General features: G+C 44.6%; 10 protein-coding genes. 2 read left to right on the plus strand and 8 right to left on the minus strand.

Annotation, left to right across the window (positions count from 1 at the left end; genetic code table 11):
- Nucleotides 1-20: 20 nt before the first annotated feature.
- Complete coding sequence (locus tag Q9R21_RS09040) at nt 21-2,729, plus strand: DUF2339 domain-containing protein (RefSeq protein ID WP_311204295.1); 2,709 nt, start codon at nt 21-23, stop codon at nt 2,727-2,729.
- 47 nt (nt 2,730-2,776) lie between these two features.
- Here the strand turns inward: Q9R21_RS09040 and Q9R21_RS09045 are convergent, their stop codons facing one another.
- Both Q9R21_RS09045 and Q9R21_RS09050 read right to left on the minus strand, forming a co-directional pair.
- On the minus strand, nt 2,777-3,700 hold the full coding sequence (locus Q9R21_RS09045; protein ID WP_005250806.1) for a mechanosensitive ion channel family protein: 924 nt from the start codon (nt 3,698-3,700) through the stop codon (nt 2,777-2,779).
- A 9-nt stretch (nt 3,701-3,709) separates the two neighbouring features.
- Nucleotides 3,710-4,489: a hypothetical protein gene (locus Q9R21_RS09050; RefSeq protein ID WP_086044916.1), complete on the minus strand. Its 780-nt coding sequence runs from the start codon at nt 4,487-4,489 to the stop codon at nt 3,710-3,712.
- Between the two features lie 144 nt (nt 4,490-4,633).
- Here Q9R21_RS09050 and gspE point away from each other — a divergent pair, with 144 nt between their 5' ends.
- Nucleotides 4,634-6,121 (plus strand): type II secretion system ATPase GspE, encoded by a 1,488-nt coding sequence (gene gspE / locus Q9R21_RS09055; protein WP_004278254.1) that lies wholly within the window; start codon nt 4,634-4,636, stop codon nt 6,119-6,121.
- 50 nt (nt 6,122-6,171) lie between these two features.
- Here gspE and Q9R21_RS09060 read toward each other — a convergent pair whose 3' ends face one another.
- The 6 genes from Q9R21_RS09060 to Q9R21_RS09085 all read right to left on the minus strand — a co-directional run bounded on the left by Q9R21_RS09060 (nt 6,172) and on the right by Q9R21_RS09085 (nt 10,726).
- Nucleotides 6,172-6,564 carry a DUF4951 domain-containing protein gene (locus tag Q9R21_RS09060; protein WP_005103334.1) on the minus strand — a complete coding sequence of 131 codons (393 nt, stop codon included), beginning with the start codon at nt 6,562-6,564 and terminating at the stop codon, nt 6,172-6,174.
- A gap of 183 nt (nt 6,565-6,747) precedes the next feature.
- On the minus strand, nt 6,748-7,173 hold the full coding sequence (locus Q9R21_RS09065; RefSeq protein WP_004732917.1) for an organic hydroperoxide resistance protein: 426 nt from the start codon (nt 7,171-7,173) through the stop codon (nt 6,748-6,750).
- 102 nt (nt 7,174-7,275) lie between these two features.
- Nucleotides 7,276-8,103, minus strand: a complete 828-nt coding sequence (locus Q9R21_RS09070) for a carbon-nitrogen hydrolase family protein (protein ID WP_005107790.1) — start codon at nt 8,101-8,103, stop codon at nt 7,276-7,278.
- A gap of 20 nt (nt 8,104-8,123) precedes the next feature.
- A complete protein-coding gene (gene gigB / locus Q9R21_RS09075; protein ID WP_004647542.1) occupies nt 8,124-8,642 on the minus strand; it encodes an anti-anti-sigma factor GigB in 519 nt (172 codons plus the stop codon).
- Between the two features lie 112 nt (nt 8,643-8,754).
- Entirely contained in the window at nt 8,755-9,723 is a 969-nt protein-coding gene (gene gigA, locus Q9R21_RS09080; RefSeq protein WP_004732911.1) for an RsbU family protein phosphatase GigA, read from the minus strand.
- 103 nt (nt 9,724-9,826) lie between these two features.
- Nucleotides 9,827-10,726 carry a VacJ family lipoprotein gene (locus Q9R21_RS09085; protein WP_004278245.1) on the minus strand — a complete coding sequence of 300 codons (900 nt, stop codon included), beginning with the start codon at nt 10,724-10,726 and terminating at the stop codon, nt 9,827-9,829.
- Between the last annotated feature and the right edge of the window lie 302 nt (nt 10,727-11,028).

Here is an 11,028-nt window from a genome sequence, read left to right on the forward strand (position 1 = left end):
CAGGAAAGAGAAATATAAGAATGGCTGTAGGACGGAATGAGTTGCGCATGATCTGGCTGATTACCCTGCTGATAGCCGGGATCAGCGCCTGGTATCTGGGTTATCAGATTGTAACTTATCTGTGTGGTTTGGGGTTTATCTTTAGCGTGATGCAATATGTCACTGCGGTAGAAGCACCGATGAATCAATTGGCCGGACAGCAGCAGATGTCCTTGGAGCGCAATTCTAAAGTTCCTTTATATATCTCATCAATTACTGCCATTGTCGGCGGGTTGGCTGAACTGGACTGGTTGATGGGAATCGGGATTACGGCCTGGGTATTCTTTTTGCTCAGGTGGCTGCAACGTCTGGAAGGACGTTTGATACAGTTGCAATCACAATCTCATTCTGCCGATCCCTTACAGCGATCACCAGATCGATCCGATTCTGTTCCATTCGTGAAAACTGAGTCTGCCCAAGAGGTAAACGACACTCCTCATCTGGTAGATCAACTGCAGCGCTGGCTTTTCCAGGGGAATCCAGTCTTAAAAGTCGCGATTAGTATTTTGGTGATTGGGATTATTTTACTGCTGCGTTTTGCCACTGAGCACTGGCAACTCAGTCTGGCTGCAAAATTGGGCCTGGTTGCACTGGCGAGTGGGTGTATAGCAGGGCTGGGTTATCGCCTGATGCAGAAAAATCGGAGTTTTGCTCTGGCACTAGAAGGACTGGGTTTGGGCAGTCTGTTCCTGACCTTATTTTTTGCCTATTACAATCTGGTGATTCCCACGTTACCGTTGGCAACATTGCTATTTCTCATTATTCTGGCCATCACTCTATATTTAAGCCTGAAACAGGAAAGCATCGAACTGGCTTTGATGGCTTTGCTGATTGCTTATCTGGCGCCGTTTACCTTACCGACCCGCGATGCTTCTGCCGTTGAGCTGATTAGCTATTATTTGCTGATCAATATCGGGGTGGCAGTGCTGAGCAGTTTCCGGCCATGGAAGATTCTCAATCAAATTGCCTTTTTAGTGACTGCGGTCGTTGGCGGGATATATAGCCTGATTCATGGTTATACATATGAGCGTTATGCCATGACTGCGTTGATTCTGGCACATAGTGCGCTGTTTATCTGGCTAGGTTTCCGCTTTAGCCAGTTGCTGGCACGACAGGATCTCTCACGTTTTCAGTTAAAACCGGTATTGGACTTAGCGCTGATTTTTGCTGCACCGATCACGGCATATATTTTTCTGTATCTGATTCATTTTAATCAGCCCAATCAAAAACTCTGGCAAGCTGGATTAAGCCTGTTCTTTGCACTGGTCTTTGCCGCTTGCTGGACACTGCTGCGCCGTAAACAAACTATCCTGCTCATTTCGCAGAGCTATCTGAGCCTGATGCTGATTTTTCTCGCCTTGGTGCCCCCGATCTTATTGACAGAACAATGGAGTGTGATTGGCTGGGCAGTTGAAGGTGTGCTGATTTATTTATGGGCCTTGGAAAAAAATGTCCGGGTAGCACACTATCTGAGCATGGGCTTATTGCTGATGGCCGGATTCAGCAGCCTGTATTATCTGGTCGAGATTAATCCAACACCGCGAATCATTTTCTGGATTTTGAGTCTGTGCTATGTGGCAGTCGTGGTCATCAGTCAGCTTAAAAAGCAGTACCAGCAGCAGATGAATAGTCTGAGTGTCAGTTTTTTAAGCAGCCTAAGTGTCGCGGCCAGTTTGATGCTATTTGCCTTGCTGGAAGATGAATTTCCGAGTCAGCATGCCTATGTGCTGAGTTTATTTATCATCACACTGGGGTATGTAATGTTCAATGAAATGATCCTGCGCAAAAATCAGGAGTGGTCATGGTTACTGCCGAAGTGGAGTGGCATCTCGCCCTTGCTGGTCATTGCGGCGATTCTAACTCTGGATCGCAGTCAGAATGCGGTGATTGTCTGGAATAGTGATCTGGAACGTGGGGTTTCTGCACTTTCAACGATATTATTGGCCATTCTGTGGCTTAGACCGCTGGCTGGCTTGCAGCTCTCCAAAGAATGGATGAGCTTTGGCGTTTTTAGCAGTCTGGCTCTGGCAAGTTTATGCCTGATCCCGAACATGCCTTATCTGAGCATGGTGATTTTACCTTTATTATTCTGCCTGTGGTGCTATCGGCAGGATGTGCAGTCAGGTTGGCAGCAGCTTTGGCAAACCAAGAGCTGTTTATTGCTGATGGCAACTTGGCTGGTTTGTTCACAGCTGTTTAGCCAGCAAGCCTTTCAATATTACTGGCTGCCGATTCTGAATCCTTTTGACCTGATCAGTATCGCCATGTTTGCCAGTTTTATCTGGATGCTGTTACAGCAAATCAAGGTGGGACGTGATAAAGGCATGATCGCAGTTTTAATGGTACTAAGTCTGTTATGGCTTTCCAGTTATATTGTTTTAAGAGCTTTACATGTGTACCTGCAGACGCCGTTTAATGAGCTGGCATTATGGAGCAATGCGACGGTTCAGCTTAGTCTGACCATACTTTGGGTATTACTCGCCTGGATTACCATGTGGACAGCAACGCTCAAAAAACTGAAACTGATGTGGATTTTAGGCGGCAGTATTCTGGTGATTGTGACCTTGAAGCTCGTACTATTTGACCTGTCACATATTGGCACCCTGACCCGGGTGATTTCCTTCTTGCTGGCGGGCGGGGTGATGCTACTGATTGCTTATATTGCGCCGATGCCGGAGAGGGAGCTTTGAATCCTCTCCCTAACCCTCTCCTTTAAAAAGGAGAGGGAATCTAAGGGTTATTTCAGATCAGGCTCTCTTTTGAGGGCCTTTTCATTGGCATATTGATCGATTTCTTCATTTTCCAAAGGACGGGAAAGTGGATGATCGACAAAGCCCATTTTTGGCACCGGAATTTCAATCTGGTTATCGACAAAGCCGTTGCGAATCCGTTCCTGCATTTCATCACGAACTTTCAGGTAGTTTTCCTGTTGGCACCACACTGCAAACAGCAGTTCAATCGAAGATTCACGGAAAGCGGTAACGGTGACTGCAGGTTTCGGGTCGGCCAGTACCAGTGGATATTTATTGGCAACGTCCAGCAGAACTTCGCGTACCTTGATAATATTTTCATGGAAATTGATCGCCAATGTAATCGGAATCCGCCGTATCGGAAATTTCGACAAGTTCTGCACCGGTGCCCGAATTAGCTGTTCATTCGGTAAACGCACATAGATATTATCTTGGGTCAAAAGTTTAACCGAGAGCAGATCAATCGAAATCACTTCGCCTTCAATGGTATGCCCACGAATCAAGGTAATCTGGATGGTATCACCGACTTCAAAAGAACCTTCACCAATCAGGAACAGACCACTGATCAGGTTGGATGCTGAGGTTTGCGAAGCAAAACCCAGTGCGACCGTTAAAATCCCTGCAGCGCCAAGGAAGACACTGAGTTTAAAACCGGCTTCTTTCAGACTAGCCATCACAAACAGCAGGAAGATAAAATAGAAAATTCCGCGGCGCCAGACCAGTTTCTGATGGGCATTAAAACGGACACCAATGGTGCGAATAAAGGTATTGGAAATAAAGCGTGCGATCAGGAAACCAATAAAGCACAACACCACCGCCACCAGAACTTCGGTCAAACGGTCGGTATTGATATTGGTAAATACTCCCTTCAGGCTGTTGGTGACTTCGGTCGGAATATTTGAACTTGGCATCAGACGCCCTTAGAAAAATGAATCAAACATATTAAATAACGCACCTGCCGGATCGCGCGGTGGATGCAGATAGGCCACTTCACCAGCATTTGGTGGTGTGCGGTTTTCGACCCGAATCCGTGGTGGACGATCCGAACTTTCATGCAAAACGCGGATTTGTGAGGTCCATAAGCGGCCGGTACTTTCACTGTAAAAAAGCGGCAGGGCAGGCACTGGCACATTCATTCGGTCAAAGCGCAATTGCTGGTTACTGGTATTGTGAAACTCAATCGGCGTGACTGCACGAAAGGCTCGCGGATGTAACTGTTTCAGTTCGGTTCTGCCATCGACTGCGGTGGCATAACAGATTTCCCCCGAACGGTGATTGGGTCCAAACCAGGTGTCTTTTGGCAAGATTACCGGCAAATCGAAAATCGGTTCGCGCTGCCCCTCGACAAAACCGGCAATCCATAAGGGCGTGCTGATATAAAGCGTACCGCGCTGTCCGGCAGGAATATAAATCGGATCGACTGGTTTAATCACCACAGAACGGTCTGCAAGGCGTGGCATCAGTTGCAATTTGTTTTGCGTGGATTTGAACATATAGCGTTCAATTTTCACAGGTGGGGGAAAGGCAAAATTCGGATCATCAATCTGATGCCATTGCTGTTCATAATCGTATTGCACAGAAGGGCGGAAATATTCCAGTCGCCATTCCTGAATCCCTCGGGTCAGCCGAAACAGCAAGGAGCCAAACTGCCAGGCTTTAGACTGATTTATTTCAAAATTCTGTTCTCCCCACCAGCGCATTTTCGCTGTATTCGGGATTAATTCATCTTTATCTCGCGGCAATCTTGGCACCCTTTCTTGCTAAATCTTTGAAAACATACTTCACGCTGTCATATGCTTAGAGTACACTCAATTTAAATTTTTTCATCATTATTATAATCCGCGATGCAAGTACTTAAACAATTACAAATCCCATATAGCTTCGCCAAGCGCCATGGTGTGCTGTTGCGTTATGAGGGAGATCAGGCCTTTATTCTGCGTCGTGACAATACCTCGATGCTTGCATTGCAGGAAGCTCGCCGTCTGCTCGGTTATCCGGCTCATTTTCAACTCTGTAGCGAACAGGAATTTAACCAGTTACTCAGTTCCAGTTTTGCCGGCGATAGCGGCGAATCGCAACAGGTCGCTGCCGGTCTGGAAGATCATCCGGATTTACTCAGCCTGGCTGATTCCGTACCTGAAGCTGAAGACCTGATGGATCAGGAAGATGATGCGCCGATTGTGCGGCTGATCAATGCATTGCTCTCAGAGGCGATTCGTGTCGGGGCTTCCGATATTCATATTGAATCTTTTGAGAAAAAACTGTCGGTGCGTTTACGGGTCGATGGCCAGTTACGCGAAATTGTACAGCCACGCCGTGAACTGGCACCGCTTCTGGTTTCACGGATTAAAGTCATGGCCAAACTGGATATTGCCGAAAAGCGTATTCCTCAAGATGGCCGTATTTCATTACGCTTGGCCGGACGTGAAGTCGATGTCCGTGTATCCACCTTGCCATCTTCTTATGGGGAGCGGGTGGTGATGCGTTTGCTGGACAAGCAGGCCGGCCGTTTGAACATGACCCATTTGGGCTTGATGAATAATGACTATGGTCGACTCAAGACCTTAGTGCATCGCCCGCACGGGATTATTCTGGTGACTGGCCCGACCGGTTCGGGTAAAACCACCACCTTATATGCGGCACTTTCTGACCTGAATGACGGTTCTAAAAACATCCTCACGGCTGAAGATCCGATTGAATATCAACTGGAAGGCATTGGACAAACGCAGGTCAATACCAAAGTGGATATGACTTTTGCCCGTGCGTTAAAAGCCATGTTGCGTCAGGACCCGGATGTGGTCATGGTTGGTGAGATTCGTGATCTGGAAACCGCAGAAATTGCGGTGCAGGCATCCCTGACAGGACATCTGGTGTTATCCACCTTACACACCAATACCGCGATTGGTGCGGTTACGCGCCTGAAAGATATGGGAATTGAACCATTTCTGCTGTCCAGTTCTTTAATCGGGGTAATTGCCCAACGTCTGGTGCGTACCTTGTGTCCACATTGCGCGACCTGGCATGAGGCAGATGCTTTCGAGAAGAATCTATTTGGCAATATTGAGCATCCCCAAGATTTAAGATTACCGCAACCTCAAGGCTGTGAACGTTGTGGCAATACTGGCTTTAGTGGCCGTACTGCAATTTATGAAATTGTCCCAGTCGATGATCATATGCGCCGTTTGATTCATGGCAATGCGGCTGAATATGAAATCGAAAGCTATGTACGTCAGCAGTCAGGTTCCATTCGTGATGATGGTCTGCGTAAAGTATTGGCCGGAAAAACCACGATTGAAGAAGTATTGCGAGTAACCAACGAAGCAGTAGAATAATTTTTTAATCTGCTCGCTTTATCATAATGATCGTCAGGACTTTTGGATATTTACCAGAGACTGACGATTTTTTTCATGAGTTGTGCACGAAAAGGTGCAGTCGGATTTCCCGGATTACGCAGAGTTTCATTTTCATAAAAGTTCTGCCAGGCTTGTGCCATTGCTAAACTCAGTCCTTCCTGTTTCATTGTTTCAACATCTGCCTGAGTAATATTGAGAAAACGGGCTTCAGCATCTTTGGGGCCAGCTCCCCAGCCAATAATCCCTTTACCAAATTCAGGCAGAATCATATTGTTGGGTGTTGCAGGAATGGGTAGGCGTTCAATTTCAGTATTGAGCAGAGATTTTATTTTCGGACGGATTTTTTCTGAGAGATAAAGATCTGCAAAAGAGGTTGTAGCAGTGAGGAGCAGGAGAGAATTCAGAAGAACTAGTTTTAACATCAATATAAATCGAATAAATGTAAATAAGAATCATTATATATAATTTCTTAAGTTTTTGCTGCAGTTTTCAAGTGGGGAAGAGAAGTAGCTTTTGACAAAAGATGAAGCGGGTAAATTTTGAAATTTATAATTGAAGTCTAGCTATCCTGAAAATTTTTTCAGGATAGCTGTTAAATAAAAAAATTAAGTAATTACGTTTAAGTTCACATCAATATTATTACGGGTCGCATTTGAGTATGGACAGACAATATGCGCAGCATCCACCAGTTTTTTTGCTTCTTCCTGATCCATGCCTTCAAGATGGATGTTTAATGTCACTTCGATCCCGAACCCGGTAGGAATCGGACCAATCCCAACATCACCTTCAATATAGGCATCTTTACTGATATTGAGCTTGTCACGATTGGCAACAAATTTCATTGCACCCAAGAAACAGGCGGAATAACCTGCGGCAAAGAGCTGTTCAGGATTGGTTCCACCGCCTGGTCCCCCCATTTCTTTAGGTACGGCCAATTGGACGTCCAGAATCTGATCGTCAGAAATGGCGCGGCCATCACGGCCCCCTGTGGCTTTGGCATGTGCGGTATAGACGGCTTTTTCTAATGACATGAGTTAAATCCCTGTTTATTTTTCGTAGAGCTTCTATGCTCGGTGATTTCACCTGAAGAATAAGCAGGGATTTTGTTATTTTATGCAAGCAAATGAAACGATTCAGGAAAGTTGAAGAAGTCTACGGTGTTGCATTAAAGGCATGGATTCACGCACTTTTTGCTGTTCATTTAAATCAAAGTCGACGGTGATGAGTTGAGCACCTTCTGCATGGATCATATTAAGAAGTTGTCCACGACTATTGGTGGCGGCTGCATGTCCCCAAGTCTGGCGTTTTTCTCCATGCCAGCCTTGTTGAGCTGCACCAAGCACCGAGCATTGGCTATCTAGAGCACGTGTTTGCAGAAGAAGCTGCCAGTGCATTTCACCTGTGGTATAGGTAAAGGCAGAAGGAGCGGTCAAGAGGTTTGCACCTTTGGCTCGTAAATTTAACGCCAGTTCCGGAAAGCGCAGGTCATAACAGACCATTAACCCAATATTGCCAAAAGGTGTTTTGGCTACGACAACATCTGTGCCGGGTTCAAAGAACTTGGATTCCTGATAACCACCGACAGCATCGCCGACTTGCACATCAAACAGGTGAATTTTGTCATAACGTGCTTCGGTCCGTTCCGGACTGATACACAGGCTAACGGTACGCACCCGGCCATCCTCAATGATTGAACCATCCGGACGATAAGGGCAGGGTAATGTACCGGCAACGATCCAGGTGTCATATTCATGGGCAAGTTGTTCCAGACGCTGCTGAATCACTTCAAATTGTGCAGCAGTTTCACGCTGTTTACCTGCTGCAAAACAGACAAAGTTTTCCGGGAAAACAATCAGTTCAGCACCATTGGCCTTACTTTGTTGAATTAAAGATTCAATCTCCACGAAATTGACATCAATTTCATTTTGAGAATTCATTTGTACAACAGAAAGTAAAGTCATAGGGTCCTCTTATAAGATGGTTATACCTTTTGCTCGGAAATTTTATCTAAATTGTCTTGCTCTTTCTGTAGCTGTTTGACTAAAGGTTCAAACATGTTCTGATTGCTTTGATTCAGTTTCATCAAGGTTTTATGCGCATCCAGAACCGTATTCAGCATATTTTGATGCGTGACATGTTCTTCCATCAGCGCACGTGTGCAGACATTTGGATCACCACAATAATTCAGAATCACAAACACCTGGCTCAATCCCATACTGTTGGCCAAAGTGGTAATGTCAGAATTGGTAGAAAGCATGACAGCCTGAATATTGTGTACTTGCTTGAGTTTGAGTCCTAGTTTCGCTAAAACACCCAGTACGGTACTGTCAATGAAACTGGTTTCGGTGAGATCAACGATAGCGCCAACTACGTTGTCTTGCTGTTCAATTTTGTTCAGTAATTTGTCTAGACTAATACAAGATTGGGCACGCACTTCGCCGATAAGCTTAAAAATATGCGTTCCGTTCAGACTTGCATATTCAACATGACCTGTTGACATATAAATGCCATTTGCAGAGAAGGATATTAAATTATCCCATAGGGTGTATTGATACTCAAGTGGCTGAAAGTAGTAATCAAATTAAGTGCTTATAAAGCCTGTAAATATACTGCTAATTTACGCGGATAAAGCTTAAAAAGGCGATATCGTCAGCCACATGTTCCGGAGCCTGAAAAGATTGATTCTGCAAATGGTGTAATAATTGCGAGAATTGTTCATTTAAACCACCATCAAAAGGTTCCAGTGCGCCATCCGAACAGATAATAAAGCGCGCATTGCGACTTAATACCCATTCATTTTCCTCAACTTCAAGATCTTCGGTTAAGCCCAAAGGGAAACTGCTGGAAGAGAGGATTTTAGGTTCTTGATTGGGTTCAAATATAATCGGTGGAGGATAATGTCCAGCGCTGGACCATTTTAATACATGGGTTTCCAGATTAAGAATCCCGGCAATCATGGTGATGTGCTTTTCAATATTTTCCTGCATCAGCATACCGTTCAGCTTCTTGATCAGCTCGCGCGGCGTCTTGGAGCGACCATGGAAAGCTGCCATCCAGGACGTGAGCAAACTACTGGTGACGCCATGTCCGGATACATCGGCCAAATAGAAAATCACTTCTTTGTCGCTGATTTTCCAATAATCATACCAATCCCCTGAAAGATAGGCTGAAGGCTGAAAATAGGTTTCGACCTCGTAATTGGTCAGTTCAATCGGATTCGGTAACAATTTTTTTTGTAGTTCTGCAGCAGAAGGCAGGTCACGGCTATCCTGGTTACGCTTATATTGTGCATCAATTTTTTGTAATGCCAGATCTGGATTCTCGGGAAGCTTGTTCCAGATCCAGCCGGCTAAAGCACCTTGTTCCCAGGCCTGAGCCAAAGCAGTACCTTCATTTTCTAAGGCCAGTACAATCGTAGGCAGATTCCACTTATATTTCAGATAATCATGTACATCTGCAATCGCAATAATCGTAGAGTCATACAGTTCATGATCATCCAGATAGATCATCTGAACATGAGGAAGCGTATCAAGTACTTGATCTAAGTAAGGAATATCACGAGTCGGTTGAATGAAATACATAAAAAAGTGATTCAATCCCAGGATTGGCTATAAGATGTACTATAACAAGCAAAGTATTGCTAGCGAACAGATTTTCACTAGCAATCATACATGAAGCTTAAACTTAAAGATCTTCGTTTGAAGATTCAATGTTGCTATCACTAGAAGGTGCATCATCAGAATTGTCATCTTCAAAATCATCTTCTAGGAAAAGCGTATCTTGTTCTGTACCTTTCTTTTCTGCAATTGCATAATTGGTACGTTGTAAATAAATATCGCGAATCTGCGCATAGCGATCGCCAGTCAGCACTCCTTCAACGTCCAGTATTTCTGAACGGGTATCGATGGCACGCCAAAACTGATCAGTCCAGTAAAGTCCATCTTCATCTTCGAGAATGTATTTTTGTGGACGAGCTTGACTATCTACAGCAGTACCGATTACGCCACGGACAGAACTTGGACCTAAAAATGGCAACATGATATAAGGGCCAGAAGGCACGCCATAATAACCTAAGGTAATTCCAAATTTTTCCTCTTCATGACTCAAGCCCAGGCGACGCGCTGGATCAGCCAGTCCTAAAGTTGTTAAGGTGTTAATGGTAAAACGACCTAGGGATTTAGCAGCGCGGGCAGGACGACCTTGAATCAGCTGATTCACCACATTCCAAGGTTCACCTAGGTTACTGCGGAACTGGGTATAGCTGCCACGAACATCTTGAGGAACTTTTTCCACATATTGTACGGCTATGGGACGTACCACGGTGCGGTCAATCGCATCATTAAACTGATAGATCTTTCTATTTAACGGTTGAAAAGGATCTTTAACTTCTTCAGCCTGTGCTGCACTGGCATCAACTTTCAGTTGCGTTTGTAATTGTTGCGCTTTGGTCGAGATTTTTGTTCTAAGCGGCGTTTTTGCAGGCTCGTTTTCCAGATTTTCCACACTGGTGGCCGCCTCGGCGAAAACATGTGCGCTTGAAGCTAAAGAAAATAAGCATATAGATAAGTAAATAGAACGATGCATAAGGTAACCTGAGGCCTTTTCTGTGTAAGTAGCACTACTTATTAGTATAAAAATAATAAACGTTATATTCACGAATAGACATCATTTAAGCAAATTTGTATAAAAAATGAATGAAAACACACGAAAAGCTTAAAAAATATACATACAAAATGATTTTCTTGAAAAAGGTGTTGCAAGGGCTCTGAAATACTGTAGAATGCACATCCATCGGCGGTGATGAAGATTAAAACTTCTGATAAAACAGTAACTTAGTTAAGTTTAATTGAGTTGGGTTTTATTTGATAAGTTTAAAAATAATCTGA

Origin of the sequence: Acinetobacter sp. RG5 (assembly GCF_031844265.1) — a bacterium.
In the GTDB taxonomy this organism is placed as follows: Bacteria; Pseudomonadota; Gammaproteobacteria; order Pseudomonadales; family Moraxellaceae; genus Acinetobacter.

Bases quoted from the DNA above. Each gene is read 5' to 3' on its own strand.
- Q9R21_RS09040 (WP_311204295.1), top strand. From the start codon at position 21: ATGGCTGTAGGACGGAATGAGTTGCGCATGATCTGGCTGATTACCCTG.
- Q9R21_RS09045 (WP_005250806.1), bottom strand. From the start codon at position 3,700: ATGCCAAGTTCAAATATTCCGACCGAAGTCACCAACAGCCTGAAGGGA.
- Q9R21_RS09050 (WP_086044916.1), bottom strand. From the start codon at position 4,489: ATGCGCTGGTGGGGAGAACAGAATTTTGAAATAAATCAGTCTAAAGCC.
- gspE (WP_004278254.1), top strand. From the start codon at position 4,634: ATGCAAGTACTTAAACAATTACAAATCCCATATAGCTTCGCCAAGCGC.
- Q9R21_RS09060 (WP_005103334.1), bottom strand. From the start codon at position 6,564: ATGTTAAAACTAGTTCTTCTGAATTCTCTCCTGCTCCTCACTGCTACA.
- Q9R21_RS09065 (WP_004732917.1), bottom strand. From the start codon at position 7,173: ATGTCATTAGAAAAAGCCGTCTATACCGCACATGCCAAAGCCACAGGG.
- Q9R21_RS09070 (WP_005107790.1), bottom strand. From the start codon at position 8,103: ATGACTTTACTTTCTGTTGTACAAATGAATTCTCAAAATGAAATTGAT.
- gigB (WP_004647542.1), bottom strand. From the start codon at position 8,642: ATGTCAACAGGTCATGTTGAATATGCAAGTCTGAACGGAACGCATATT.
- gigA (WP_004732911.1), bottom strand. From the start codon at position 9,723: ATGTATTTCATTCAACCGACTCGTGATATTCCTTACTTAGATCAAGTA.
- Q9R21_RS09085 (WP_004278245.1), bottom strand. From the start codon at position 10,726: ATGCATCGTTCTATTTACTTATCTATATGCTTATTTTCTTTAGCTTCA.